Origin of the sequence: Shewanella hafniensis, from assembly GCF_019655335.1 — a bacterium.
Lineage (GTDB): Bacteria > Pseudomonadota > Gammaproteobacteria > Enterobacterales > Shewanellaceae > Shewanella > Shewanella hafniensis.
On the sequence record NZ_BPFD01000050.1, the window covers coordinates 1 to 26,267 of the forward strand.

Annotated in this window: 25 protein-coding genes; 15 read left to right on the forward strand and 10 right to left on the reverse strand. The window is 47.1% G+C overall.

Features of this window, described 5'->3' with window-relative positions:
• The first annotated feature begins 200 nt into the window (after positions 1-200).
• The gene (locus tag K5Q99_RS14370) at positions 201-3,425 is read left to right on the forward strand and encodes an EAL domain-containing protein (RefSeq protein ID WP_220777236.1); all 3,225 of its coding nucleotides are present in this window, start codon (positions 201-203) and stop codon (positions 3,423-3,425) included.
• A 95-nt stretch (positions 3,426-3,520) separates the two neighbouring features.
• Here K5Q99_RS14370 and ftnA read toward each other — a convergent pair whose 3' ends face one another.
• Complete coding sequence (ftnA, locus tag K5Q99_RS14375) at positions 3,521-4,057, reverse strand: non-heme ferritin (protein WP_107946218.1); 537 nt, start codon at positions 4,055-4,057, stop codon at positions 3,521-3,523.
• A gap of 349 nt (positions 4,058-4,406) precedes the next feature.
• Here ftnA and moeA point away from each other — a divergent pair, with 349 nt between their 5' ends.
• The 4 genes from moeA to K5Q99_RS14395 all read left to right on the forward strand — a co-directional run bounded on the left by moeA (position 4,407) and on the right by K5Q99_RS14395 (position 7,475).
• Entirely contained in the window at positions 4,407-5,660 is a 1,254-nt protein-coding gene (moeA, locus tag K5Q99_RS14380; protein WP_220777237.1) for a molybdopterin molybdotransferase MoeA, read from the forward strand.
• Between the two features lie 10 nt (positions 5,661-5,670).
• Entirely contained in the window at positions 5,671-6,438 is a 768-nt protein-coding gene (gene moeB / locus K5Q99_RS14385; RefSeq protein WP_220777238.1) for a molybdopterin-synthase adenylyltransferase MoeB, read from the forward strand.
• 99 nt (positions 6,439-6,537) lie between these two features.
• The gene (locus tag K5Q99_RS14390) at positions 6,538-7,200 is read left to right on the forward strand and encodes a Bax inhibitor-1 family protein (protein ID WP_106648561.1); all 663 of its coding nucleotides are present in this window, start codon (positions 6,538-6,540) and stop codon (positions 7,198-7,200) included.
• A 17-nt stretch (positions 7,201-7,217) separates the two neighbouring features.
• Complete coding sequence (locus tag K5Q99_RS14395; protein WP_107946214.1) at positions 7,218-7,475, forward strand: putative hemolysin; 258 nt, start codon at positions 7,218-7,220, stop codon at positions 7,473-7,475.
• Between the two features lie 74 nt (positions 7,476-7,549).
• On the opposite strand, the gene rlmF is transcribed toward K5Q99_RS14395, so the two are convergent.
• On the reverse strand, positions 7,550-8,641 hold the full coding sequence (gene rlmF / locus K5Q99_RS14400; protein WP_220777239.1) for a 23S rRNA (adenine(1618)-N(6))-methyltransferase RlmF: 1,092 nt from the start codon (positions 8,639-8,641) through the stop codon (positions 7,550-7,552).
• A 58-nt stretch (positions 8,642-8,699) separates the two neighbouring features.
• Complete coding sequence (locus tag K5Q99_RS14405) at positions 8,700-9,122, reverse strand: flagellar basal body-associated protein FliL (RefSeq protein ID WP_107946212.1); 423 nt, start codon at positions 9,120-9,122, stop codon at positions 8,700-8,702.
• 171 nt (positions 9,123-9,293) lie between these two features.
• Between K5Q99_RS14405 and K5Q99_RS14410 the strand changes: the two genes are divergently transcribed.
• Positions 9,294-9,869, forward strand: coding sequence for a chorismate--pyruvate lyase family protein (locus K5Q99_RS14410; RefSeq protein WP_220777240.1), 576 nt, complete (start codon positions 9,294-9,296; stop codon positions 9,867-9,869).
• 80 nt (positions 9,870-9,949) lie between these two features.
• Here K5Q99_RS14410 and K5Q99_RS14415 read toward each other — a convergent pair whose 3' ends face one another.
• A complete protein-coding gene (locus K5Q99_RS14415) occupies positions 9,950-12,544 on the reverse strand; it encodes an immune inhibitor A domain-containing protein (RefSeq protein ID WP_220777241.1) in 2,595 nt (864 codons plus the stop codon).
• A gap of 314 nt (positions 12,545-12,858) precedes the next feature.
• Positions 12,859-13,452 carry a YhgN family NAAT transporter gene (locus K5Q99_RS14420; RefSeq protein WP_011848195.1) on the reverse strand — a complete coding sequence of 198 codons (594 nt, stop codon included), beginning with the start codon at positions 13,450-13,452 and terminating at the stop codon, positions 12,859-12,861.
• Positions 13,453-13,671: 219 nt separating this feature from the next.
• Here K5Q99_RS14420 and K5Q99_RS14425 point away from each other — a divergent pair, with 219 nt between their 5' ends.
• Positions 13,672-15,336, forward strand: a complete 1,665-nt coding sequence (locus K5Q99_RS14425; protein WP_220777254.1) for a ZIP family metal transporter — start codon at positions 13,672-13,674, stop codon at positions 15,334-15,336.
• A 61-nt stretch (positions 15,337-15,397) separates the two neighbouring features.
• Complete coding sequence (locus tag K5Q99_RS14430) at positions 15,398-16,195, forward strand: NRDE family protein (RefSeq protein ID WP_220777242.1); 798 nt, start codon at positions 15,398-15,400, stop codon at positions 16,193-16,195.
• Positions 16,196-16,262: 67 nt separating this feature from the next.
• Here the strand turns inward: K5Q99_RS14430 and K5Q99_RS14435 are convergent, their stop codons facing one another.
• Complete coding sequence (locus K5Q99_RS14435) at positions 16,263-16,715, reverse strand: YybH family protein (RefSeq protein WP_220591645.1); 453 nt, start codon at positions 16,713-16,715, stop codon at positions 16,263-16,265.
• A gap of 129 nt (positions 16,716-16,844) precedes the next feature.
• Here K5Q99_RS14435 and K5Q99_RS14440 point away from each other — a divergent pair, with 129 nt between their 5' ends.
• Together K5Q99_RS14440 and K5Q99_RS14445 are read left to right on the forward strand one after the other, a co-directional pair.
• A complete protein-coding gene (locus K5Q99_RS14440; protein WP_220777243.1) occupies positions 16,845-17,408 on the forward strand; it encodes a lysophospholipid acyltransferase family protein in 564 nt (187 codons plus the stop codon).
• Between the two features lie 27 nt (positions 17,409-17,435).
• Positions 17,436-18,059 carry a LysE family translocator gene (locus K5Q99_RS14445; protein ID WP_220777244.1) on the forward strand — a complete coding sequence of 208 codons (624 nt, stop codon included), beginning with the start codon at positions 17,436-17,438 and terminating at the stop codon, positions 18,057-18,059.
• Here the strand turns inward: K5Q99_RS14445 and K5Q99_RS14450 are convergent.
• Positions 18,056-19,324: a mechanosensitive ion channel family protein gene (locus tag K5Q99_RS14450; RefSeq protein WP_106648587.1), complete on the reverse strand. Its 1,269-nt coding sequence runs from the start codon at positions 19,322-19,324 to the stop codon at positions 18,056-18,058. The genes K5Q99_RS14445 and K5Q99_RS14450 overlap by 4 nt on opposite strands.
• A gap of 208 nt (positions 19,325-19,532) precedes the next feature.
• Here K5Q99_RS14450 and K5Q99_RS14455 point away from each other — a divergent pair, with 208 nt between their 5' ends.
• On the forward strand, positions 19,533-20,111 hold the full coding sequence (locus tag K5Q99_RS14455; protein ID WP_220591642.1) for a porin family protein: 579 nt from the start codon (positions 19,533-19,535) through the stop codon (positions 20,109-20,111).
• Between the two features lie 35 nt (positions 20,112-20,146).
• Here K5Q99_RS14455 and K5Q99_RS14460 read toward each other — a convergent pair whose 3' ends face one another.
• On the reverse strand, positions 20,147-20,539 hold the full coding sequence (locus K5Q99_RS14460) for a DUF1090 domain-containing protein (protein WP_106648592.1): 393 nt from the start codon (positions 20,537-20,539) through the stop codon (positions 20,147-20,149).
• A 232-nt stretch (positions 20,540-20,771) separates the two neighbouring features.
• Here K5Q99_RS14460 and K5Q99_RS14465 point away from each other — a divergent pair, with 232 nt between their 5' ends.
• Positions 20,772-21,398, forward strand: a complete 627-nt coding sequence (locus K5Q99_RS14465; RefSeq protein WP_220777245.1) for a DUF3157 family protein — start codon at positions 20,772-20,774, stop codon at positions 21,396-21,398.
• A 92-nt stretch (positions 21,399-21,490) separates the two neighbouring features.
• Positions 21,491-22,522 (forward strand): DUF481 domain-containing protein, encoded by a 1,032-nt coding sequence (locus K5Q99_RS14470; protein WP_246604493.1) that lies wholly within the window; start codon positions 21,491-21,493, stop codon positions 22,520-22,522.
• Between the two features lie 3 nt (positions 22,523-22,525).
• Here the strand turns inward: K5Q99_RS14470 and K5Q99_RS14475 are convergent, their stop codons facing one another.
• Complete coding sequence (locus tag K5Q99_RS14475) at positions 22,526-22,957, reverse strand: VOC family protein (RefSeq protein WP_220591640.1); 432 nt, start codon at positions 22,955-22,957, stop codon at positions 22,526-22,528.
• An 18-nt stretch (positions 22,958-22,975) separates the two neighbouring features.
• Positions 22,976-23,614: an MliC family protein gene (locus K5Q99_RS14480; protein ID WP_220777246.1), complete on the reverse strand. Its 639-nt coding sequence runs from the start codon at positions 23,612-23,614 to the stop codon at positions 22,976-22,978.
• A gap of 402 nt (positions 23,615-24,016) precedes the next feature.
• Here K5Q99_RS14480 and K5Q99_RS14485 point away from each other — a divergent pair, with 402 nt between their 5' ends.
• Both K5Q99_RS14485 and K5Q99_RS14490 read left to right on the forward strand, forming a co-directional pair.
• A complete protein-coding gene (locus K5Q99_RS14485) occupies positions 24,017-24,652 on the forward strand; it encodes a hypothetical protein (RefSeq protein ID WP_220777247.1) in 636 nt (211 codons plus the stop codon).
• Positions 24,653-24,860: 208 nt separating this feature from the next.
• Complete coding sequence (locus K5Q99_RS14490) at positions 24,861-26,195, forward strand: M48 family metallopeptidase (RefSeq protein ID WP_106648601.1); 1,335 nt, start codon at positions 24,861-24,863, stop codon at positions 26,193-26,195.
• Positions 26,196-26,267: the final 72 nt, after the last annotated feature.

Here is a 26,267-nt window from a genome sequence, read left to right on the forward strand (position 1 = left end):
AAAAATAGTTGCTTAGCTCGATATATAACAATCTGCTTAATTTCGTGACCTAGATTAGATATCCATAAACTAAAGGTCGCCGTGACTGGCCGCCTATGTTAAATATTCTCACCCTGTGCCTAGCTCCATTTTCAACTCAAGTTCAACGTGATGACGTTGAATTTCTTTTTTAGCTAGGCGAACGAGTGGAGTGATCTTTAATGCCGTCAGCGCTACACCACCTCAGTTTGAAGCAAAAGCTCATTCTGTTTTCGCTTGTCCCCTTGTTGATGATGAGTTTTTTTATTCTGACTCGCATGCATGGCTTAATAAATGAATCACACTCGGCCAAGCACAACCATCTTGCGGTGCAGACGACGGTACAAATCACTGAATTACTGTATCAGTTGCAGAATGAATATGGCCTTAGCACCAATCAACTGCCCGCCGATAACGCGCTAGTCGCGCAACAACAGGCGACCTCCAACGCATTCAATACGTTACTTAACAGCGAACCTTTAGCCCACCTCAGTGAGGCGCTCGATCCTAAGAGTATTGAAGCAAGTCAGATGAACGCATTATTAGATGCCATCACACTCACAGGCCACAGACTCGCCAACGCACGCCAAACCCTTGCGAGCGAAACACAAAGCCCGTTTACTGACCTCTATAGTCAACTGCACACTCAGCTGTTGCAGCTCATTCAACTATTGCAGTTACAGACCAACGAAATCAGCCAATCCCGCGCCTATACCGATTTATTAAACCTGCTAATGGTGCAGGAACTCGCCGTAAAAGAACGTAGCGCGATCAATCATTTGCTGCTCAGCGACTCTCTCAATCTGAATGATTACCGCACCATAGGCTCCTTCATGTATGAATATGGCCGAGCTGTGATGCACGCGAGCAATGCAGCGATTTCCGATAGAAAATCGTTACTGCAAAACCTGCAAGATTCGCCAGAGAATCAACGTATTCTGCAGATAAGCCAACAAATTGAGCAGCAAACCCGCATTAGCGCACTGGCACAGAATATTAATGCCAACTTAGGTTACGGTGGCTTAATGGGGAGTTTTCAGGATTATCTGCTGAAGGGCGATGACGTTTCACTGCAAAAATTTAATAGCGCGCTGGCGACGATTCATCTCAACTTAGATGAACTCAATCACGAGACCCGCTTTCTTCCCAAATTTAAGCCAGCGCTGAAAACCATTGAGAACAGCATAGATCAATACCAATTCAGCATGGCCAAGCTGCAGCAACTGAAGCAGCAAGGCTTGCCGATGGCGGAGATCAACGCCATCGCGCAAGTCCCAGCCAGTGAGGACAAGTTAAGCCAAGCGATGACACAGCTGTTAATGCCGCCACATCCGATTGACAGCCAAAAATGGTGGGCGCTCACCACCCAGCGTATTGAACAACTGCATCAACTCGCCAAAGACATCACCCAAACCATGGCGCAACAGAGCGAGTATCAACAAAACCAAGCCCTGACCTTCCTCGGCCTGTACTTGTTATCAGCGCTGTTCACCGCAACCGTTACACTCTGGCTCGGACAGAAGATCATTCGCAACTTTATGGATAAAATCACTAAGATTGCCAATGACATGCAGCAAATGGCGGAAGATCCCAAGCTCAATATCAATATCCGCGTTTCAGGTACTGATGAACTCGCACGCATGGCCCGCGCCATGAACCGGATGATCAGCGAACGGCAGAAGGCGAACCATGCCCTCACCCGCGCCGCTGCGGTATTTGACTATTCTGCCGAGGGCATAATGGTGACTGATGCCGATAACCATATCGAACTGGTCAATCCGGCTTTCTGCAATATTACTGGCTATACATTGGAAGAAGTGAAAGGCCGCAGTCCATCCATCCTCAGTTCTAGCCGTCATTCGCAGCACTTTTACACCACCATGTGGGAGTCGCTGCAAACGGAAGGAAAATGGGAGGGCGAGGTTTGGAATAAGCGTAAAAATGGCCAAGTGTATCCCGAGTATCTAGCCATTACAGTGGTGCGAAATGAGCAAGGACAAATAATCCAACACATCGGTTTATTTATGGATATCAGTAAACGTAAACAATATGAGCAAGATCTTTGGTATCAAGCCAACTTCGATGCGTTAACGGGACTGCCTAATCGAAAGCTGTTTAATGAGCGCCTGCAGCACGAAATCCATGTGGCGCAGCATGACTCACGCAAACTGGCGATCCTGCTGATAGATTTAGACCAATTCAAATACATCAACGATGTGCAAGGCCATGCCACGGGCGACCTATTACTTAAAGATGTGGCCAAACGCTTAGAAGGCATTGCGGGTAAAACCGACTTTATCGCCCGCATCGGGGGTGATGAATTTGTACTTATTCTGCCACGACTGACCAACGAACTCGCCATCGAACACATGGCAACGCGTATTATCGAAACCTTAGGCATGCCGTTTGACTTAAATGACCGTGAGATCCAGATTTCAGCCAGCTTTGGTATCGGCGTCTATCCCGAAGATGGCCTCGATGTCAGCTCACTCACCCGCAATACCGAAACCGCCATGTATCAAGCCAAAGATGCGGGACGGAACAATTTCAAATACTTTACCGCGGGCATGAATGAAGCCATGTTCGCTCGGATGGAGTTAGAGCAACGCCTGCGCCGCGCCGTAGCACAAAATGAATTTGCCCTGCATTATCAACCCATAGTGGATATGCAAACTGGAGTCGTCTGCAGCGTCGAAGCCCTTATCCGCTGGCAAGACCCTGACTTTGGCCTGATCCCACCGGATCAATTTATCCCGCTGGCCGAAGAAACCGGACTGATAGAACCTATGGGCGAATGGGTGCTCAACCAAGCCATGCATGATTTGAGGCAATGGCAGAAAAGTGGCTTAAAAATCAATGTCGCGATTAATGTTTCCAGTCGCCAATGTATCAACACCCGCGGCATGGGATTCGACCAAGTGCTGCAGGAATGCTTTAACCGCCACCATGTGAACCCGCGCAATGTGCATATTGAGATCACAGAAAGCATGCTGATGGGCGATGCCAGCCACTGCTTGAGCACGCTCGAATCGATTCGCCATTTAGGCTCGCAAATCTATATCGATGACTTCGGTACGGGTTATTCTTCCCTGAGTTATTTGAAAAAATTCCCGATTTCTGTGATTAAAATCGACCGTAGCTTTGTGGAAAATGCCCTCGAAAGTAACGCTAATGCTAACTTAGTCAAAGCTATCGTCATGATGGGGCAAAGTCTCGAAATGGAATTAGTAGCCGAAGGCATAGAAACAGAGGCCCAGTGGCATTTCCTGCGTGATTTAGGTTGCCACTTCGCCCAAGGATATTTGATCTCTAAACCGCTGCCCTTCGACGAGATCACCCCCTTGCTGCACATCAAGCACACAGCACTGCTTAACCACGATTACCAAGATAGATGCGTGAATATCTAAGATGCTGAAAGCTAGCAACTAATAGCAAAAAGAATTGAAGAATAAATAGCAAAAAAGCAGCCTAGGCTGCTTTTTTTGTAGCGAATAAAACGGATTTACGCCTGTGGTTGGCCTTGGCCGTTCATTATGCTTTCGCCGCCCTTAGAGGCTAACTTAGCTAAGTCTTTATCGATAAAGAACAGCGCCTTACCATCTTCACCCACTAAACGTATCTTATCGACAATCGACTTAAACAGCTTTTCTTCTTCGTGCTGCTCGGCCACATACCATTGCAGGAAGTTGAAGGTTGAATAGTCTTGATTCGAAAAGGCTGCATGGGCCAAGGCATTGATCTGACTGGTAATCAACTGCTCATGTTCATAGGTGAGTTCGAACAGAGCCAGCAGCGAATCAAACTGTGACTGTGGCGCTTCAATCGCCCCCAACAAAGGTAAGCCACCGGTTTCACTCACATAAGTGAACAAACGACGCATATGGCCCATCTCTTCATCCGCGTGCTCGCGCATAAATTTAGCTGCACCTTCAAATCCCTGATCTTCACACCAAGCGCTCATTTGCAGGTATAAATTTGAGGAGAAGAACTCCATATTAATTTGTTCATTCAACTTTTCGATCATAGTGGCTGACAGCATAGTAAATCCTCTTTTGCGTTCGAACTGAATCATGGGGCACATTGTCATCAAGGGGGTCGACAAAAGCAACAAAATTTACCTTTAGATTTTTAGCTAAGTTAATGATTCATTGATAAAAATGATTTTCATTTGTCCAGCGACTCGCGTTCAGCCTTTGGCTTAGTGACATAAATTACACCACTGCTTGCTAGGTTATCATCCAAAGTGGCAGGAAAAACTGACTGGCCTATCACAGAAACTCACATGCAAATCATAGCCATCACCGATCACCGTGGCATAATAGCCAGTCATAATCAGGTGGAAATTCATTCAGCGTCATCACGACCCATTGCATATAAGGCAGACCCTCATGTCCGTAACAGCCGATCCTTGTTCGCAACCTAGCTTAATGCATCCAGATCAAGCTATTCCCCTTTTGCTCGAACAAGTTAGCCCAGTGTCAGACACAGAAGTCGTATTGCTCCCCCACGCCCTTGGCCGCGTCCTTGCCGAAGATCTCGCTTCCTGCATCGACCTGCCGCCATTTAATAACTCTTCAATGGACGGTTACGCCTTCCGTTTTGTCGACTTGAATACGCAAACCAATCGCACTTCATTACGCCTTATCGGCAGTTCCTTCGCCGGCCATGGTTTTGAAGGTGAAGCCAAACCTAATACTTGCATACGGATCATGACGGGCGCGCCTGTGCCTGCAGGTTATGACACAGTACAAATGCAGGAAGAAGCCGAAGTTGAAGGTGAGATTATTCATATTCGCCACCCTAAGGCGCAAGGCGCCAATGTGCGTTGCCGTGGTGAAGAGCTGACCCAAGGCACTAAAGTGCTCACTGCAGGTATTCAAATTGGCGCAGCCGAGCTCGGCGTATTGGCGACTATTGGTGTCAGCCAAGTGCGAGTCTATCGCCAACTTAAGGTGGCGTTTTTCTCCACGGGTGATGAACTGCGTCCGGTTGGCAGCGAACTCGCACCGGGACAAATTTACGATTCGAATCGTTATTCGATTCAAGGTTTACTCAGTCGCGCTAATGTGGAATGGCTCGATTTAGGCGTAATCGCCGATGATCCTGAAGCCATACGTCAGGCATTTCGCCATGCCGCCAGCCAAGCCGATATGGTGCTGACCTCGGGCGGCGTGTCGGTCGGCGAAGCTGACTTTACGAAGCAAATTCTCGATGAAGAAGGCAAAATCACCTTCTGGAAACTCGCCATCAAACCAGGTAAGCCCTTCGCCATGGGCAAAATTGGCAAGGCAGTATTCTGTGGTTTACCGGGGAACCCCGTGTCTTCTATGGTGACATTTTACAAGCTGGTTTGGCCAATACTGAACAAGATGCAGGGTTTAACCCCAGTTGCACCTTTGATGTTAGACGCTACGCTCACCACGCCAGTGCGTAAACAACCGGGCCGCGTCGAATATCAACGGGGCATTTTAAGCCGTAATACGCAGGGCAAACTTGAGGTTGCCATTACTGGTAGCCAAGGTTCAGGTATGTTGACCTCGATGAGCCTAGCGAACTGTTTCGTTTTATTGGAACAATTCCAAGGGGATACACCCGCTGGCACCCAAGTGACAGTCGAGCCCTTTAACAGCGTGCTTTGCTAGGAAAATCTCCATGAATGTGCCTGACGATATTCTCAGCGACAGTGAACTCTTAAGATACAGCCGTCAGATCTCCATCAAAGCTATGGATATCGACGGCCAAGAACATCTAAAACAAGCAAAAGTGTTGATGATAGGCGCAGGCGGATTAGGTTGCGCCGCCAGCCAGTACCTCACAGTTGCGGGGATTGGCGAGTTGACTCTGGTCGATTTTGATACAATTGAACTCTCTAACCTGCAGCGCCAAGTGCTGCATCAAGATGCCAATGTCGGCCAGCCAAAAGTCGAATCGGCCAAACAGAGCCTTAGTCAGCTCAATCCCTTCATTAAGATCAACATTATCAATGCCGTATTAGATGATCATGAGATTGACGCCCTTGTTGCCGATCACAATCTAGTGCTCGACTGCACCGATAATGTCAGTGTGCGCGAACAACTCAATCTCAGCTGTTTTAAGCATAAAGTGCCCTTAGTGTCTGCGGCGGCCATTCGGATGGAAGGCATGGTCACAGTGTTTGATTATCACAGCGACACACCTTGTTATCACTGCTTTAGCGCCCTATTTGGCGAGCAACAACTCAGCTGCGTCGAGTCGGGCATACTCGCGCCTGTCGTCGGCATGATAGGTTGCTTGCAGGCAGTTGAAGCCATCAAGGTCATCACTGGTATGGGTAAAACCTTAGCGGGTCGCATGTTGATGATCGATGCGATGACGATGGAGTTTCGTGAGATGAAACTCCCGAAACACGCGAAATGTAGTGTTTGTGGTACTCAAGCTTAAGATATTCTCGCTTGAAAAACAGCTTTACTTGCCTTAAGTTAGCCCGATGCTGGTGAGGCTGAACGACCAGTTAACATACGGAAATAAAAAGGAAAATATATGGATTCGGAAAACAGTGTATTTGATCGCATGACCACAGACGATCCCATCGTTGGCGCTGGTATCTACAACCTCGTTATCGGCCTCACGCTGATTTGGGGTTTTGCCGTTAACTATTGGATGGTCACCAATATCGACCCAGAAGCGATTGCCAGCGTGAATCCTTGGATTTTCTTTATCGGCTATTTTGCCTCCTGTTTTTTCGGGATTTATCTGTTTCAAAAATCGAGCAATCCCGTGGTCAGCTTTATTGGCTACAACTTTGTAGTCGTCCCCTTCGGCTTAATTATCAATATGGTAGTCAGTCAATACGACCCTGAATTAGTGACGGAAGCCATTCGCATTACTGGCCTAGTAACCATTGCCATGATGTGTTTAGGCACACTCTTTCCCGCCTTTTTCCAGAAAATAGCCGGTGCACTCACGATTGCTTTGTTGCTGGTTATCGTAGTCGAGCTAATTGAAGTGTTTATCTTTAATACTCACCACGGCATTTTAGATTGGATAGTGGTGCTGATTTTCTGCGGGTATATAGGTTACGACTGGGGACGGGCGAATCAGATCCCTAAAACCATAGATAATGCCATCGATAGCGCGGCCGCTTTGTATATGGATATCATCAACTTATTCCTACGCATTCTGCGAATTTTAGGGCGTAAATAAGTCACCAAGGGGTGTCTATGAAAGTCCTATTACCGTTTACTGCAACTTTACTGCTGGCAACTGTGGCACTCGTGGGTTGCAGCGAAGCTGAAAAACCTGCTGCGCAAGTTAAGATTGCTAATCCGGCCTCTGAGTATTGCATCTCCCAGGGTGGTAGCTTAGTAATAGAGAAAACCGCCGAAGGTGAGCATGGTATCTGTACCTTACCAAACGGTGAAGCCATAGAAGAGTGGGCGTTATTCCGCCGTGATCATCAGGAAGAAAAGCCGCAGTAACAGTGGTTCTTTTTACCTTTAAAAAACAGGCGCCAATAATGGCGCCTGTTTTGTTATTAAGTAAACTGAAAATCTTAATTGGCTAAGTGTTCAGCGCGCCAGATTTTGCGCTTAGCGGCCGACTGAAAGCTCCACGCTAAGACCCGCGTAATTTTATTGCCTTGCTGCATTTCAATCGTCTTCACAGTATCGACGTTCAACTGTGCTAAGGCTTGATAACAAGGTTTCAGGTTTTCTTGCTTCGACACTAGGCTAGTGAACCACAGGCATTGGTCTGCAAACATCTGACTCTCTCGGATCATAGTCGCCAAGAACTGTCGCTCTCCACCTTGGCACCAAAGCTCTACCGCTTGGCCGCCGAAATTCAGCTTAGGTGCAGCCTTTACTGAGCTCCCCCGATTAAGTTGTAGATTATTCACCTTACGCTTTGTACCTTCGCTCGCCTCGGCCATAGAGGCATGAAACGGAGGATTACACAGGGTTAACTCAAAACGTTCTTCGGCTTGAATAACTCCCTTGAATACCGCCTTGTCATCTGGCTGTAATCTTAAGCTTATCCGCCCTTGCAGCACTGGGTTTTGCTCGATAATACTCTGCACATTGGTGAGTGAATGGGCATTGATATCCGAGGCAACATATTGCCAGCCATACACTTGGCAGCCCAATATGGGATAAATACCGTTCGCGCCTGTACCAATATCTAGCACTCTCGCCTTATCCATGGCACATGACTTATCGCCTTCGGCTAACAGATCTGCTACGTAATGCACATAATCGACGCGTCCGGGAATAGGAGGACATAACGCTCCTTGAGGAATATCCCAAGATCCAATCCCATAGTGATGTTTAAGTAGCGCCGCATTGAGGGTTTTGACTGCCAAGGGGTCGGCAAAATCTATCGACAACGCGCCATAGGGCGTGGGCCGCACAAAGGTTTTCAGCCGAGGGAATGCACTGATTAGCGCCGGAAAATCATAGCCATTCAAGTGGGCATTACGCGGATGCAGGGCTTTTTTGATTTCAGCCCTAGGTTTGTCTTTGCTGGGCTTTGCCCTGCCTTCAGGTTTAACCTGCTTAGATGCGTTAGCTTTTTGGCGGGGGTTCGCTGCGCGGGTTGCGGTTTTCGCAGTCGCTGATGGAACGGATTTAACGACAGGTTTTGACATAGCAGCTCTTGTAACGCAATGGGCCGACATAAGTCAGCCCATAGAATAAGACAATGAATTAATCGTACAGATAAGAGGTAAAGAGTAAGTTTACAATCAATGCTTTACCTGCTTCTTGAGTGATCAAGTTATTGACCATATCGAAGCACTCACGACGGATTTCTTCACGGCCAGTGAGTGACTTAATCTTTTCTTCCGATTGATTACCTAACACTTCCACAATCGCGGCGCGTAATAGCGGATCGTGACGCTCAATAGTGACCAGATCATCGGGGCTCTTCACCATTAACTCGACGCTGATCTTCACAAACCCTAATTTCTTACGGTTAGAAATGTAGTTAGTGACGATTTCGGGCTCAAAACCATAGTAGGCGTACTCCCCCGTAGGTGTTGCTGCGGGTGCCGCTTCTTTTTCATCGGCCGCATAAACACTGAAAACACTGGTAAACAGGATCAGACAGACTGAGAGTAATTTTTTCATAGCGACTTGCGGCTCCCTAAAAACAATCATGGTGATGGAAAATACTTCCCAATCTATATAGCCAAACAACCTGAAAACGCTAGATCAGTATCAGGAGGTCGCTTGGGTATATATGCTAGTGTCGCGACATGTTAAACTGCCGACGTTTGCCTATATTGTAACGAGTATTTAATGAATGTGACTAGCTTAAGCTTCCCCTATGGTGAATCTATTCAGTGGTTTTCAGCCGAACTAGCCGACAAACTCCCAAAATCGCCCTTGAAAGAATGGTTGCTAGCTACAGGCAGCCTAACTCAAAAACTCAAAACTTGCTGCACTCAATTTGAAGTCAAAGTCCTTGGCGAAGGGCTGCATGCGCCCTTAGATGGCGAATATCCCCAGCAAGGCTCAGTATGGATCCGCGAAGTGTTACTTTGCCTCGACTCAATCCCTTGGGTGTTTGCCAGAACCTTGATCCCCGAAAAGTTAATGGCCGAGCGCCAAGCGGATTTTTTAGGGCTGGGCACCCGCCCCTTAGGTGAATTACTGTTTAGCCAAGATCATTTTGTCCCTGGCAGAATCGAAGTCGCCAGTTTTGAGACCTGTAGTCGCCTAGCGCATTTAGCCGAAAGTTTAGATCAGAGTGTCGAACATGAACTCTGGGGACGCCGCCGCTATTTTCACCACGGTGAACACGAAATGATTGTCAGTGAAATCTTTCTGCCTGCGGCCGAGCAAGCTATCCGTCAGCTTGAATCCGAGCTTTAGCCAAAGCTGCACTAATGACTGATGACAATAAAAATGCCTCTAAATTAGAGGCATTTTTGATCTGCTATTACGCGATTCACTTAGCGAATATTTAACTGACGACGCCAAGTCAATAAGCCAAGGAAAGCAAGGCTCAACCAACCTAGACTACCACCGCCAGAACTCTCATTCGCCGGCGGAGTCACCGGAGGTGTGACTGGCGGCGTAACTGGTGCAGTAACGGTCACTGTCAGACTACTAATATCTTTATTACTCGCATCTGTTACTGTAAGCGTCACAGTATAAGAGCCTGCGCTTGCGTAGGTATGGGTTGGCGAAGCCGCTGCACTTGTGGTGCCATCACCAAAATCCCAAGCGTAGGTTAATGCTCCCGCACCACCATTGACATTACTGGTGAAATTTACAACTAATTGATTGACTGTATTAGTAAAACTGACTTTTAACGGCGCTACAGCATCAGAATTTGCATTTGCTAACCGAATAACCGCTGTACTGTTATTACTGGCTTGCGATAGTACCTGCATCGTCAAACCTAACTGCTGCAATACCATACCTGACTGGGGTTGTAGCGGCGCACTGTAATCTAGACTGTCATCAAACAGACTGACAGCATCGCGATTATTGTCACCTGCATAGAAGGTTTGTTTTACTGTGCTAAAGGCTGCATCGCGGATTTGTACCTCGGTAGAGCGAGTGCCAATCAGGTTTTGGTCAGCATCAATCACGCCAATCAAGCCATGGCCCGCATGATCCGAAACATTATTGTCACTGTAACCAAAATCTTCTAACCAGACTAATACACCAGGATCAAAACTTGCCACGTTTAAGCCAGCATCGACACCGTTATGGCTACGCAGTTGGATAAGATAGCGAGATGCTGGCCCAGGACGTGAGTCCTTAATCCGGCTATAACCATAGAACGTCACTTTATCCGCAACTTCGGCGTTATCACTATAGAACTCAGTGGTATTTTGTTTAACGCTGATGTTATCGAGAGTGATCCCTGACCCTCCGGTATAGTCATCGGTGACATAATTGATCTCGACCGCAATCGTTTTCCCTGAATAGGCAGATAAATCATACTCTAACGTTACCCAAGCATCATTGCCTTCCGCCTGAGCAATCGCAGACGACTCGCCAGTAATAATATGACGAGCGCTATTTACCCCATTGTTAAACTTAGTGTGATTACCCGCAATAGCCTCACCATCCACTTTCACTTGCATGTAGTCATAGTCACGTTCAATACTCCAACTGGCTTTCATACTCAGGATCAGTTTATCTGTCGTGACTGCGGGCAAAGTAACATTGAAATTCATGCTGTTATTCAGCATATCCCCTTGACCAGAATAATACTGATAACTGCCCTGATAAGGTGTTTTAAAGGGGATTGGCGTGGGAGGAAGTGGAATGGAGATCTGGTTAACCGCCTGATGATTAACCGCCTCATTCAAGGTCACATCCATGCCAGATTTTGGAATACTATCTAAACTGATTTCACGTTCATTCAACCACTTACCTTTATATCTTTCCTGTAGGTAAGAGCGCGCATAGGGACTAAAGCCACTCGGCTGGGCACCAGCGATAGCGCCAGCCCAACTTCCACCAGACATCAAAGACCATAACCCTACAGGCGAGCCGTCTTTATTATCATTTTCAGTGGTATCGTATTCATCTGGCAGACCTAAATCATGGCCAAACTCATGGGTACACACGCCCGTGGCCGCATCGATAGGCTGAATGGTATAACCGAATACTTTTTTATCCGTCCCAGGAAGCGCATAGCCATTGGTTGCTTGGTCAACAAAAAATCGATGCGACCAAATTGCACTCGCGCCTAAAGCTCCACCACCGGCTTCTTCACCTATGCTAGAGTGGAAAATCATCACATGGTCGATAATGCCATCGGGCTCGTTGTAATTACCGTTGTTGTTAAAGTCATTTTGGTCTTCAACATCATAGCTAGCCAACTCTGCAGGAGACATATTCGCGACGGCTTGAGATACGGCTTCTTTTACCAATTGTTCGACCTGTGAATCACTACGAGTATCTGGATCATTAGCACCATAGTATTCGGCATTTTGTGAGGCGGTATACCAACCCTTTACATCCCCAGTAAAGGAGAAGGTTTGCCCTGAAACCGCTTGATAATATTGATAAGCCGAATCTAATGTCTGCCCCTGTGGACCATTAAAGCCTGTCGTCGAAAAGAGTAATGCCTTGTAGTGGGACGCAGGATAACTTGGGTAATACATGGCCGTATCGCCCGCACTTAAGCCATTGTTATCATGTTTTAAATCAGGAAAATCCACTAATATAGAGAGTACTTTAACGGTTTTTTTTACATCCGCATCAACCAGTAAACGCTGTGCGGGTGAGCGCATCATTTGCGATGACTTAGCTCTTTGCAGACGCGCATGTTCGGCTTCAACTTCGATGCGCGGCGCCTTAGGTTGAGCCAAAGTGGCACGATGAATATACGCTTCTATCGCTTCCTGCTTGACGCTATCACTGGCATCGGCGGCCACTTCGCCACGCTTAATCAACCAATATAAAATTCGATCTTTATTAATCACACCCGCATCTGCAGGCGTATGATTCGGAGCCGCAATACTCGCGCCGCTAATCAATGCCAACATCAGTCCAAACGCTGTCACGCCTTTTGCACTTCGCATTTTTAACATCCTTACTGTAACAACCAACGCCATTCTATTTATTAAGACTAGTGTCTCTTTGTATTTAGACAAATTTGCCTTTATGAGTCATCTACTCAGGGTTGCCCCATCTCAAGATACAGACGGAGTTTTCGACATTAGCAGCACTACACACCAGTAACAACTTGATACATTGCTTCACCAGAAAGATTTACACTTTTGTCAGCGTTGATTCAGCAAATCTCTGTTCTGAGGGCATTCCTACCAGATTTCTTCCATAAAAAAACCGCATTAACAGTGTTAATGCGGTTTCGTTTTAAGCAAGCGAGATAAATTTAGCCAGCGGTTTTTAGATAATTTGAAATACCGTCGAGGAACATTTGTACTGAGATCATGACCAATACCATGCCCATCAAACGCTCAACCGCAGTGAGGCCTTTTTCACCCAGCACACGGGTAAAGAGTTTATAAAACATTAAGATCACTGCACTTGCCCCCCAAGCAGACACTAATGCTATGGTCCAATCACCCATGCGTGAGCTATCAGTGTGTGCCAGTAGAATCAAAGCGGCAAGAATCGATGGACCTGCCATCAAGGGAATGGCCATAGGCACGATAAATGGCTCTTCTCCAGCGGCTAATCCAACGACACCACCGGGTTGAGGGAAAATCATTTTAATCGCGATAAGAAACAGGATAATACCGCCTGCAATACTCACAGACTCAGAGCGAAGATTTAAGAAACTTAAGATAGCCTCACCCGCATAAAGGAAAGACAGCATGATCACTAAGGCGAAGAGTAACTCGCGGATCAATACCTTACGGCGTTTCTTAGGATCGATATGCCGTAGAATCGACGCAAAAATCGGCAAATTCCCCAGGGGGTCCATTATCAAAAACAACATTACCGCAGCAGAAAATATATCCATTTAACGTATCAACACCCAAGCCAACATAAGCCCATATTGTATAACCTTTTCTCGATGTTGATGTGAAAATTTCTCCGCTAAATGGCTAAAGTGAATAAAATTCGCCCCCGAAAACCCCAGTGCAAAATGTCAGTTTGGTAAATTGCCAGCAAGTCACTGCTCACTTTGACTTACAGCTGGTATACTATGGCGTTTTTTCAGCAAATTTCCGTGGAATCCATGCTCTATCTTCTTGCTAGTTGTATCGCACTCTTAATTGGGCCACTGTTTTATCGCTACTTTTCATCGGGCAGCGGATTACAGAAGGGGCTCGATGGCTTTATATTCGTCTCATTAGGCGGATTAGTGTTGATCCACATCTTGCCAGAGCTGCTGCAGCATGGCGGTTTGTTAGCCGTTGTTTTTGTATTCCTAGGTATCTGGGGACCGACCGCCAGCGAACGCCTATTCCACCGTTACTCAGAAATCACCCATAATCTCACCTTGTCCCTAGGGATCGGTGGCTTGCTACTGCACACCATCACAGACGGTGGCGCTATGGTATTGGCGCAGCAAGATGGCAATTCGATTTTACTCGCACTCGGGGTCATTATGCATCGCCTCCCCGTCGGCCTCGCCATTTGGTGGTTACTCAAACCTCAAGTCGGCACCCGTTGGGCTAGCTTAGTGCTGGTCGCTATGATGCTGCTTACGGGTGTAGGTTACTTTGCAGGCGAGCAATTAATCACTCAGCTCAGTTTAGAAAATACCGTTTATTTACAAGCGTTTGTTACCGGTTCGATTTTGCATGTGGTGCTACATCAACCCCACGGTCAACACGATACCGACAAGCAAGGCAAATACGAATACCAAGCTGGTATCGGCAGTTTGCTCGGTATAGGCTTGCTCGTGATGCTGCTATTAATGGATTCTGGCGGCCACGAACATGCCCACCATGATCACAGCACAGAACAATTAATGACTTGGTTACTGACACTCGCGCCCATATTACTGCTGAGCTATGGTGCGGCTGCGCTGCGCTTCAAATTCGGTTTAACACCGCAGGATAGCAGCTTAGCCCGCCGCTGGTTTCAACGCTTAGCGGGGCCAGAAGCCATAGTGATCACCGCCCTGTTGCTCGGTCCTTGGATAGCGTTATTCCAGTTACTTGTGGTCTTTATTCTTAGCGCTTATTTAAGCCACGCTAACGTCACTATTACCGATCCACACACTAAATTACCTAGCAATGCCCTGCGTTTCGGCTTTGCACATTTAGTCGATCGCAGCGCACCGTGGATTTTACTCAGCCTAGTCCTAGTGAATTTAATCGGCCATCCTTCGGTGCCATTAAGCAATCCGCTGCTGCAGGTTATAGTGCTGTTGCTCGTATTTTTACCTATGCGTTTCTGCAACTTAGGCGCAGCGGTGCTGGCTCTTGCACTGGCCTATAGTGGCTGGAGCCCTATCGCGATTATCATGCCGCTGATTGCCGCACCTGTGCTTAACATAGCGCAGCTTAAGTTAATGACATGGCCACAAAGGGCAATATTACTGAGTATTATTGCGCTGAGTTTAGTCGCTGCACTGCGTCTACCACTGTGGTTCTCGCTGTTCACTTTACCGGAAGTGGTGAACTTAATCGCGCTGCTGATCCTGTCGGGATTATTTGCCGCCAGCTTACTACGCTTAGGCCCACGTAAATTTTTACGCCGCTTAATGCTGAGTAAGCCGGTAGCGAACTCGCATAGTCATTCACACGCGCATGGACATTCCCACGAACATGCTCATAGTCATAGCGCTTCGCACGCATCTGTTCAAAGCACGACTGAAATACCTAGTGCCCATGATCATTCCGATGAACATACACACGAAAAAGCAAAAGCGGATAAGCACTCGCACCACTAACACTGTTCATTTGTGAGCAGACAGGCTAAGTTAATCTACCTTTGGATTAATTTAGCCTGCTATGTGCATACTCTTTGTCGCCATTAATGCCCATCCTAAGTATCCCTTAATCATCTGTGCCAACCGTGATGAGTTTCACCATAGACCGACCGCGCCAGCACACTTTTGGCCACCGGAAGAAAACATACTCGCAGGAAAAGATCTGCAGGCGGGCGGCACTTGGTTTGGGGTGAATAAGCAGGGACAAGTCGCCGCTGTGACGAATTTACGCGTACCGCAAAAGCCCCCAGAAGCCATGCGTAGTCGTGGTGAACTCATCACTATGACACTCAACTCTGGGTCGCTCGTGTGCCCAAATTGGCTCGTTGAGCACAGTGACAATTATCAACCATTCAATCTCATCTTCGGCCAAGGTACTGACTTATATTGTTTTAACTGCATCAATAAAGACACAGTTAAACTCGCCGATGGGTTTCATGCCATTAGCAATGGTGCACTCGATGATATTTGGCCGAAAATGGCGAAGGGACAACAAGCGCTAGAAGCCGTGATAAGTCAGTCAGACAACCTAGAAGTGCAAGCGCTGTTACAGCTGATGAAAGACGACTCTCAACCACAAGATAATGAATTGCCGAACACGGGAGTGGGGATAGAGTGGGAACGGCGCTTAGCCGCAATTTATATTCGTCACCCCGACTATGGTACGCGCTCCACCAGCATTCTACTTGAGGATACTGAGGGCGGCATGCATTTCACCGAAGTGAGATACGACGGTAAAGGTAGACAGCTCGGACAGCAGGATTTCCATTTAACCCTGCCCGCCGAGCCACCCGCTAAGCCAGACTGTTTACTATCGTAAAGCTCACCTTCTGTGCTGAGTTAAACGCGCACTATAGTCAGCGCTGTTGTTCAATTAAAGCTGCGACTTAGTCCGAACTGTGATCCATAGTGATCACCCAGCGGTCGTCAATTTTCTCAATCAACAGGGTAAACACGCCCGTTGGAGCATCTTTTATCCGCCGTAAATCCCAGCGCCCAACCACCATAGCGGCGTAATTGCTGAGCATTTTGATTTCTTTTATCGTGAACTTCAGCTCACCAAGCGCTTCTTTATTGGGGTAATTTTTCTTATAAGCGGCAAGGGTTTCCTCCCAGCCGTAACGAAACTTACCGTTAGAAACAAAACGCAATTGCTCACTCTTCCAGTAACCTTGCATATAAGCATCGAGATCGCCGCGATTCCAGGCGTCTTCTTGGCCTTTGAGCATCTGCGTAATTTCATCCGTCGGCACCGCACTTACATGGCAAGTTACTAAGAATAAAAGTGTCGCAAAAATACGCTGCCAGCTAGCCTTGTTTAATAGTCCATTTTTCAACATAGTATTGTTCCCCCACAATCAGGTTAGACTGTACTATAGCGAATTCAGCACAGACTATCTTGCTTAAGCCAATTTAAAATCTAAAAAAGCTGATGATATTATTAATTTTTCGACTCTGGGCACCGAACTATGTTTACACCACTTTGCCGTTGGCTACTTAAGCTTTCAGGCTGGCAGATAGAAGGCCAACTGCCCGACAGCGCTAAATACATCATTATAGTCGCGCCGCATACCAGTAACTGGGACTTCATCGTAGGCATCTTAGCTCGTGGTGCTCTGGGCACTCGAATTCACTTTCTCGGTAAACACCAACTCTTTATCCCGCCTTGGGGCTGGTTCTTCCGCGCCATTGGCGGTAGCCCGGTGGATAGGAGCAAAAACAATAACTTAGTCGATGCTGCCGTACAGCTGTTTGAGTCGAAAACCGATTATAAGTTAGCGTTGGCGCCCGAAGGCACCCGTAGCCCTGTGACGCGCTGGAAGTGCGGCTTCTACCATATTGCCTGCAAGGCTCACGTGCCTATCACTCCCGTTGGCTTAGACTTTAGCCGCCGCACTGTCGTTATCCGTACGCCATTGCTGCCCAGTGGTGATATCGAGACCGACATGCACGAGATTTTGAGCTTCTATCGCACCATTAAAGGCCGTCATCCTAAGGTGATCCCTGATTTTGTGGCGAGTGCGAAACATTAATCTTTCCCCCTATTTAGAGCGGCACACATGCAACCCGAAACTTGGTTACTCTATCTCTTGGCCATTGTATTGATTGGGATCTCACCCGGCCCCATCGCTATGTTGTCTATGTCCCACGGGATCCATTTCGGCAAGATGCGCAGCATAGCCACAGGCCTTGGCAGTGTGAGTGCCGCTTTAGTCTTGATGATGGCGTCAGCGGCGGGATTAGGCGCCATTATCAGCACCTCAGAATACGGTTTTACCTTGCTAAAATGGTGTGGTGCAGCCTATTTAGTATTTTTAGGCATCAAGCTGTTGTTGACCAAGAACCAAGATCAACCCCTTGAGATCGGCCAATCAAAAGGCAAAGGCACGCCAAGACAACTTTATCAGCAGGCGTTTCTAGTGGGGATCAGTAATCCCAAGGATTTACTGTTTTTTGCCGCGCTGTTTCCGCAATTTATCGATCTTGCCGCGCCGCAATTACCGCAACTTATGATACTGGCAGCCACTTGGGCAATAGTAGATTTTAGCTTTGTGATGATTTACGCCAGCATGGCCAATGTGCTTGCGCCCAGCCTAAAGGCGAGCAACAAGCTGCATTGGTTTGACAGAAGCAGCGGCGGTGTCTTTCTTACCTTAGCCGCGATTCTGATCAGTCGAGACTAACCCTCGACCTTCACCGATTTTAAGCTGCGAATATCGTTACCCGTTGGCGCTTGGAAAGCCTGCAGACCAAACTCAGGCAATATTGCAAAAACATGGTCGAAGATATCTGCTTGTATCGCTTCATAAAATGCCCAGCGAGTATCGTTAGTGAAGATATAAATCTCGATCGGTAGACCCTCTGTGGTTGGCGCGAGCTGACGCACCATTAGGGTCATGTCCTTGTGCACTTTATCGTGACGCTGTAGGTATTCCTGCAGGTAAGCGCGGAAGGTGCCGACGTTAGTCAAATGGCGACCATTCACTTTCATATCAAGATCAGAGACTCTGGCATTCGCCTCGCGGATTTCGTTGATTTTGGCAGGGAAATATTCTTTTAAGCAATTGATCTTACTGAGACGTTCGTGCTCTTCCTCGCTCAAAAACTTAATGCTGTTAATGTCGATATTAACAGCGCGTTTAATCCTACGCCCACCCGACTCAGACATACCACGCCAGTTGCGAAACGCATCCGACACTAAGGCATAGGCGGGGATCATAGTGATGGTTTTGTCCCAGTTACGCACTTTAACTGTGGTCAGCGAGACTTCTTCTACCGCACCGTCGGCGCCATATTTGTCCATCTGGATCCAGTCGCCCTTGCTCACCATGCGGTTTGCTGCTAACTGAATACCCGCCACAAAACCTAAAATAGTGTCGCGGAACACTAACATCACAAAACCCGTCGCCACACCTAAGCCGCTGAGGAAGTACACAGGGGACTGATCGGCCAAGATGGAGATAGAAACGATAATGCCGACAAAGAATAAAAACAGCTTAGTTAACTGCACAAAGCTTTTAACGGGTAAACGTCGGCTCACCAGATTGACATCTGAAATTTCATCGACTGCATCTAAACCCGCATAAATAGCGCGGATCATCAGCACCACCAGCCAAATACTCAGCAACCGGTCGATTAAATTACTTAAGATTTGATGTTCGGTTAAGGCGATAGGCACTAATAGATTGAGCACGATTGCAGGCACTAGCATGGCCAGCTTTTCGAGCACTTTGTAACGCATGAACACATCGTCCCAGGTGACTTTGGAGCGTAGGATCACCATGTTGACAGCGCGTATGACTACACGTCGAACAATGAGATAAGCGATACCCGCCAGCAGTAAGCAGGCAATGATCATTATGCTGGTTGATATGCCGTCCGAGGGTTGGCTATCAATCCCAAAGCCCGCTAACCATGCCGAAATTTCGAGTCTTATTTCCTGATCCACAATTCCACTCCAACCTAGGCGCTAGCGCAACAAACCCATACAAAGGTAACTGCCGAGTTGACCTCGGTTAATGCCACCCTAGAAAATACTCATGCCCAAACACAATAAATTTACAAATACTTATTTTAAAAGAGATTTTAGCATTTTGAATTGACCAAGCACAAAGGAAAATGAACAATATTTCCCCTATCTCTAAGGAAACCATTCTATGTGTCGTTATTCATCTAAGGTCGCTTGTCTTAGCTTTGGACTATTGAGCCTATACCAACCGCTTCAAGCGGCCGAATATAGCACTTCTAAGCCATTGGTGATGCCAGATAAATCAGAGAAAACCGCCAATGCGCCTTATATCGCACTCATGCTGGATTACGTGCCCGCTGCAGACAATCTCTACGGTATTACACTCGCACCCTATCATTTCGATAATAATTACCAGCAATGGGGATATTACCTAGGCTATGCCCGCAGCCGTGAAACCGACATTATCGTACCTGAACCCGCGCAGTCCTTCCGCCAAGAAAGCCTCTTTCGCTTAGGGTTAAGCTACAGCCTCACTGCCGACTTAAGCTTTTATGCGGGCGGCAGCGGCTATATCAGTACAGTGTCTTACACTAACAATATTTCACCCAGAATTGTCGATGGCAAACCTAGGTGGGATGAAGATAAAACCACCCGCTGGGGCGCAGAAGCTGGGCTTAGATACCGCATTACCGAACATTTCATCCTGAGCGCGGGCTACAACTCCAGCACAGAATCCACAGTTTTAAGCATAGGTTACGCGGGCTAAGCCTAATGCATATCCAAACGACTGAGCTAGGCGACTTATTGGGTTAGCTCGGCTCGCGCCTTAGCAAGCTCCAATTCCACTTCGGCGACCTTATTGCGTTTCTTGTTGATTTTATCCATAGAACGACCTTCTTCTATGGCTTTGGCCAACTCGTTTTGGCGCTCAGTCAGTTTTTCTTCTAAGGCCGCAACTTTGGCGGCGCGCTCGGCATATAAGCTGTCATCGTCACAATGGGTTGAGACTTCGTTATAGGCCTTTTCGAGCCCGTCGACTTTATGTTTATTACCTGCTGCTTTGGCTTGGGCAAGTTCGGCACTGATGGCCTCTAATTTCGCCGCGCAGCCGACTTTAGGGGCGTCATCGGCCCATGCCGCTGCGCTCAATACCAAGCCAATAACGACGCCATAAATTCCATGTTTAATCTGCATCTTAATCTCCTCTCGCTAAATTGATTGATAATGCCGCTATCTGACTGTGTCCTGTCACCGCGCTATCAATATAGTGCCACACTCAGTGAACTCAATCTGTATTCGAGTCAGTATCTTCCAGCTAAATCCACTTTATTCGTCAAAACACGACTTAGACAGTGACTAATATGCGGAAAATTGTTTATGTTAGGGCAGAATATTGACTCAGACGGTTATCGGAGCCAGAAATCCAATGCAAACTTCACTACGCCTTAGCGCACTTAGCTCATTGTTATTGCTAACATCATCGGTTATGGCCGCCGACGTAGCTCAAATCACCCTAGAAAATGGCGCCCAAGTCAGACTCAAAGACGACTTTACCTGGGAATATGTGATCACAGAAACCAAAGCCGCGCCCAATGCCTTAGCTGCGACGGCAGTGAGCACCTCAAGCAATGTTGCCAGCGTCCCAAGTGTTTCACTCGCCACTCAAACTGTGGCTGAACCTGTCACCACCTTGACTGCCACCGCAATTGCCCAACCCGAATTATTAGGTTCAACCGGTAAAGATGGCATCAAAGTCAGCTTTACCGGCGGACAATGGAAAGGCGATAAACTTGGACTCAGTTTCGACCTTGCTAGCACCAGCAATGAGCACGTGACCTTAGTCGAAGTCGAAGCCAGCTTCTTCGCCGATAATGGTACTTTATTAAAAACCGAAAAACTCGAAGTCTGGGAAGCCATTTTCCGCATGCCAGAAACCTATCTGCGCAAGGGCGAGCAGCGCAAAAGCAGCGTGATTTGGGTCGAAGGCATAGATAAAGCCCAATGGCAGAAGCAGCTAATTAACCTCAAAATCACCGAAATTAACTCCCGCTAATCCTTTGAGTAAAAGCAGGAATTGGACGTTGATGTCCAATTCCATCTCTTCCTCTTAACACTATTGCCTTACTCGCTGTGATATAGGCTAGAATGCCAACATATCCGACACCGTTTATGCTGAGCCAGTCGCTAATGCCAAATCGCTACCCTACGTTATCTATAGCCATGCTTCTGGTGGGCTTAAGTGGACAAAGCCTTGCTGATACCGTGTTACTCAGAAATGGCGATAGAATCACTGGCGAAATTAAAAACTTTGACGAAGAACACTTAATCATCAAACCCAATTATTCCCCTAAAATAACCATCGAACGTAGTGCAATTAAAAGCTTTGAAACCACCCAAAATCATTATTGGAGCATTAATCGCACCCTGCATGATGTGAGCATTCAATACTCCGACCTCGATGGGTTTGTGCTGGTAAATAATCGACAAACTCCTATTAGTGATCTAGTGTTTTCTGACCGAAAAAGTGACTCTGAGTGGCGCTATAGTGGCAGTGTTGAAGCCGCAATTGATGTCACCAGTAACACTAAAAAGACCCAAAAGCTTCATGCCAAAGGCGATATTACCGCCGAAACCTTACAATGGCGCCATAACCTCAAAACTGAGGTTCGCTATGAAACCGAAGAGAAAACCACTAAACGCAATACGCTTGAAGCTCACTACAGCCTTGACTACCTCATCAGCGAGCATTGGTTATTACGTCAAGAAGATTATTTTCAAGAAGATAGACTCGACTTCCCCGTTCGCAATTATTACGCCGCGCTCGGACCGGGTTATCGATTTTGGGGAATAGGACGAGATAAACTGGACTTTGTTGTCACTTACAACCACTTTTGGTTAGATAGTCAAATATTTACCTATCAACTCAATGCTTGGGCAACCACAATTAACTATAAACAGTATTGGTTTGATGGCGTGCTGGAGACCTATGCCGATCTCCAAATCGCTTTCCCTGACACGCCAACCATTGACTATATTTCAGACTCAACAATAGGGCTTAAGTATCTGCTTACACAAGAGATTTACCTCTCGTTTAAGTATGATATTAATGAAACTCAAACACCTTGGCACACTACTCGTGATATCAAGTACAACCTTGGACTAGGTATTAATTTCTAATCCTCACTCCTGATACGCTAACCTGTGCGCCATAGGATGCCCATCATTCAATTGCAGTAAATCCCATAAATTACCGTAGAGATCTTTAAACACAGCGACTGTGCCGTAGTCTTGCTCTTGTGGCTCGCGCGCAAATTCGACGCCATCGGCGACCATGCGGCGATAATCACGCCAAAAGTCATCGGTATTCAAGAATAAGAACACCCGCCCACCCGCCTGATTACCAATAAAATCGAACTGCTCTGGCTTAGAAGCCCGGGCTAACAAAATAGACGCGCCCTTAGAACCCGGCGGCGCAACGACGACCCAGCGCTTATCTTGCTCGGCTTGATAAGTGTCCTCGACTAATTCGAATTTTAATTTATTAACATAAAAATCAATCGCCTCATCGTAATCTCGTACGACCAAGGCGATATGCACAAGGGCTTGTTTCATGGCGACCTTCAATTAACGCTATTTGGTCACCAGTTTACACGTCATTTCTGGCGCTTCGAAGCCCCAAACCACTTTCGCTTCGCCTTGATGTTCCCAAAGACTTTCATTGCGGCCTTGATACTTAGCGCCGCTGCCGCTGGGTTGTACAAACATCAATGAAGTACTATCACCATGTTCAGCAATTAGAGTCGCGGGTTCGGTTTTAAAATAAGTCACCACGACTTCATTAGCAGGATTGCCGTCACAGGCATAAAACACTGGGCCGGTCATATCGACTAAACGGTACTGCGCCTGCAGTTCGGCAATACGGGTTTGATAGCTAGCTTCAATACACGCGTGTTTCTCGTCGCTCTTCCAACACTCATTACGGCCTTTCACCCAACCACGCTGCATCGCTTTTAAAGTCGGTGGCTGTTCATTTTTTGCTTTTTCAAGCGCTTGGCTGTAAACCTCAGCTAAGTTATTATCGAGTTGGCTCAGTCCCGCATCCTTACAGACCATAGCTTCGATACTGCCCGCATCGACTTTTGTGCAGTCAAAGGACGGCACATCGGCCGCCATCGCTCCTGTACTTAACGAACTCACCATCACAACGGCGGCGCAATACCGAGTGAAGCCCAGCCGATTATTCAACATCTTATTGATTAATTTTGCCATCTCAATTCCTGTATATTCTGTAGGTTACTTCAACGCTTGCCATAGCTAAGCCTATAGCGGCTTAACCTAACCTGACTCAAAGAGTCATGCCTTAAATTGCACTCAAAATAGTGTACAAATCATGATTAAATTCACCTTTATCTCAACCTCACGAGCACTTCATTCTAGTGCTAACAATCAAACTCGGCGAAAGAAATACGTCGACTTAGCCACCCGTGTCCACCAGCCTGAACGGACACATTAGCGGACACTCTTACGCCTTCTCGGCAACAATGCGCGGACACTTAAATAGCCATTACATTGATAAGTAAGATTAAATTTTTATGGCACAGATTCTGCTGTGGCAGGTTAATGCAACTCTGGCATAACCCGCCGATCCACACAGCCATACAAGGAAACACTATGAATACGCGCACTCAACTTATGGGCGGTCTGTTTATTCTCGCTCTGATCCCAACCGCCATTTGGGCGACTCAAACAAAGAGCCAAGCAACGAGCAGCAGTGCCGATGGAGGTATATCAGTCTTCAGCCAATCAGTGCTCAGCCAAAGTCAGCCAGATTTTTCATGGATTTATGTTAAACAGGATGGCGAGATGACTATCGGTGCTGGCCACAGTGACGATTGGGAACAGCTGGAACGCCAAGGTAATCCTTATCATGCCGATTACCTATGGGTGAAAAAAGCAGGCACGCCTTATGTCATCACAGATCCCGCCATAGTGGCGCAAATCAAAACCGCCATCATGCCAATGCAGCAACAGGGTGAGAAAATGAAAGTGTTAGGCGAACAAATGCAGCAAAAAGGCGACGCGATCAACAGCCAAACTCAGCAACTTCTACTCAATATTGCGGCCGATAGAGAAGATCCTCAGATACAGATGGAGATCGACAACCTGAGCACATCAATGGACATGCTTGGTCAACAAATGGATGAGCTAAGCAAAGTTCATGAAAGCCTTTCCAATACCGCAGAGAAGCAAATTGTCAGCCTCGCTCAAGCAGCCATTAAAGCGGGCACGGCGATAAAGGCACCTTAACCGCCTTTGGAAAACAGCCATCGGGATTTGCCAACAGGCTAAAAGCTGCAAGATCCTGACACAAGCTTCCTACCCCAGTTGCGCTTAATGCTGATTTAACCGAATTATAGAACGGTTAATTTTGGCATTACGCGTGATAGTGGTTGAATTTTCGAGCGAAATTGACTATTTTCACGCCGCTTGTCACTTCACTAGGAAAAGGATCAACATGGAACAAGTTATTACCCCAACCGCAGGGAAAGATAATCCCATCCAAATGACAGATATTGTCTATTCGAAGGAAAAATCGCTGTTCACTCTGTTAGCGATTATCTCAGGGATCGTCTGGGCAGCATTGATCATAGGTACTTTGGGCATGGCCCTGCTCTATGTGTTGATGTTTTTCATTATTTATCTTTTCAGCCACTCCGCTTTTATTAGCTACCTAAAAGGGACGGCTGTCGAAATCAATGCTGAGCAATTCCCTGAATTACATAAACAATATTTAGCATGCTGCGATCGTTTAGAAATGAAAGAGCCACCACGAGCTTACTTGTTGGCCGCCGATGGCATGCTCAACGCGCTGGCAACCCGCTTCCTCGGCCGTAACTATATAGTGCTATTTTCATCGATTGTGGATGCGCTTGAGTCCGATAAAGATGCACTTAACTTCTATATCGGCCACGAATTAGGCCATATTCGCCGCAATCATATTGGCAAGGCCCCCTTTTTAGTCTTCGCCACTTGGTTGCCTTTAGTGGGTGCGGCTTATTCTCGCGCCTGTGAATATACCTGCGATCTCCACGGGTTACGTTGCTGCAACAGCTTACGTTCTGCCACCAATGCCGTCGCCGTATTAGCCGCTGGCGTAGAGCAATGGAAACGTATGAATGTGGATCAATATATCCGCCAAGCTCGCGAATCGAGTGGTTTTTGGATGTCGCTGCACGAGCTTAACGGCAGCTATCCTTGGCTAACTAAACGTATGGCAAGAGTCGACGCCAAAGCGCAGGGAACGGAATACACGCCGCCATCACGCAGTGCGTGGGCATTTGTATTTAGCCTCTTTATGCCACGCATGGGCACAGCTGGCGGTGGACTCATTATTTTTGCTGCAATTATTGGTGTTGCCGCCGCAGTTGCGTTGCCAGCGTACAAGCAATATCAAGAAAAGATGAGTGCAGCCACGAGTTATGAAGCCCCGGCCGCAACCGAAGCGACACCAGCAGCTATGACTGTGCCTGACGCAACACTCGCCATTGCCAGTATCGATCAGCAGCACCAAGCATTAACGCCGATCACCGACATCTTAGTTGGCTATTATCAAACCAACCAAGCATGGCCAACTGAATTAGATGCCCTAAAGCTGACGGACGAGCAGATTGCGACATTTAATTTGTACACAGATGGCATAGTCGGCTTTGTCGGAGGCGAAGCCCTCGGTGATTATCAAGGCTACGAAGTCTATCTATCGCCACAAGTTGATGAGCAAAGCAATATCACTTGGGTATGCAGCAGTAGCGACATTCCCGACGAATATCTGCCAATAGATTGCCAAGGCTAAGCCTGAGTTAACTCGGTTAGATATCGACTAAAGGAAACTTTTCCAAAGTAAGTTAATTGTATTTCCAAAGGA

Coding starts and splice junctions, on each gene's coding strand:
- K5Q99_RS14370 (WP_220777236.1), top strand. CDS start 201: ATGCCGTCAGCGCTACACCACCTCAGTTTGAAGCAAAAGCTCATTCTG.
- ftnA (WP_107946218.1), bottom strand. CDS start 4,057: ATGCTGTCAGCCACTATGATCGAAAAGTTGAATGAACAAATTAATATG.
- moeA (WP_220777237.1), top strand. CDS start 4,407: ATGTCCGTAACAGCCGATCCTTGTTCGCAACCTAGCTTAATGCATCCA.
- moeB (WP_220777238.1), top strand. CDS start 5,671: ATGAATGTGCCTGACGATATTCTCAGCGACAGTGAACTCTTAAGATAC.
- K5Q99_RS14390 (WP_106648561.1), top strand. CDS start 6,538: ATGGATTCGGAAAACAGTGTATTTGATCGCATGACCACAGACGATCCC.
- K5Q99_RS14395 (WP_107946214.1), top strand. CDS start 7,218: ATGAAAGTCCTATTACCGTTTACTGCAACTTTACTGCTGGCAACTGTG.
- rlmF (WP_220777239.1), bottom strand. CDS start 8,641: ATGTCAAAACCTGTCGTTAAATCCGTTCCATCAGCGACTGCGAAAACC.
- K5Q99_RS14405 (WP_107946212.1), bottom strand. CDS start 9,122: ATGAAAAAATTACTCTCAGTCTGTCTGATCCTGTTTACCAGTGTTTTC.
- K5Q99_RS14410 (WP_220777240.1), top strand. CDS start 9,294: ATGAATGTGACTAGCTTAAGCTTCCCCTATGGTGAATCTATTCAGTGG.
- K5Q99_RS14415 (WP_220777241.1), bottom strand. CDS start 12,544: ATGCGAAGTGCAAAAGGCGTGACAGCGTTTGGACTGATGTTGGCATTG.
- K5Q99_RS14420 (WP_011848195.1), bottom strand. CDS start 13,452: ATGGATATATTTTCTGCTGCGGTAATGTTGTTTTTGATAATGGACCCC.
- K5Q99_RS14425 (WP_220777254.1), top strand. CDS start 13,672: ATGCTCTATCTTCTTGCTAGTTGTATCGCACTCTTAATTGGGCCACTG.
- K5Q99_RS14430 (WP_220777242.1), top strand. CDS start 15,398: ATGTGCATACTCTTTGTCGCCATTAATGCCCATCCTAAGTATCCCTTA.
- K5Q99_RS14435 (WP_220591645.1), bottom strand. CDS start 16,715: ATGTTGAAAAATGGACTATTAAACAAGGCTAGCTGGCAGCGTATTTTT.
- K5Q99_RS14440 (WP_220777243.1), top strand. CDS start 16,845: ATGTTTACACCACTTTGCCGTTGGCTACTTAAGCTTTCAGGCTGGCAG.
- K5Q99_RS14445 (WP_220777244.1), top strand. CDS start 17,436: ATGCAACCCGAAACTTGGTTACTCTATCTCTTGGCCATTGTATTGATT.
- K5Q99_RS14455 (WP_220591642.1), top strand. CDS start 19,533: ATGTGTCGTTATTCATCTAAGGTCGCTTGTCTTAGCTTTGGACTATTG.
- K5Q99_RS14460 (WP_106648592.1), bottom strand. CDS start 20,539: ATGCAGATTAAACATGGAATTTATGGCGTCGTTATTGGCTTGGTATTG.
- K5Q99_RS14465 (WP_220777245.1), top strand. CDS start 20,772: ATGCAAACTTCACTACGCCTTAGCGCACTTAGCTCATTGTTATTGCTA.
- K5Q99_RS14470 (WP_246604493.1), top strand. CDS start 21,491: ATGCCAACATATCCGACACCGTTTATGCTGAGCCAGTCGCTAATGCCA.
- K5Q99_RS14475 (WP_220591640.1), bottom strand. CDS start 22,957: ATGAAACAAGCCCTTGTGCATATCGCCTTGGTCGTACGAGATTACGAT.
- K5Q99_RS14480 (WP_220777246.1), bottom strand. CDS start 23,614: ATGGCAAAATTAATCAATAAGATGTTGAATAATCGGCTGGGCTTCACT.
- K5Q99_RS14485 (WP_220777247.1), top strand. CDS start 24,017: ATGAATACGCGCACTCAACTTATGGGCGGTCTGTTTATTCTCGCTCTG.
- K5Q99_RS14490 (WP_106648601.1), top strand. CDS start 24,861: ATGGAACAAGTTATTACCCCAACCGCAGGGAAAGATAATCCCATCCAA.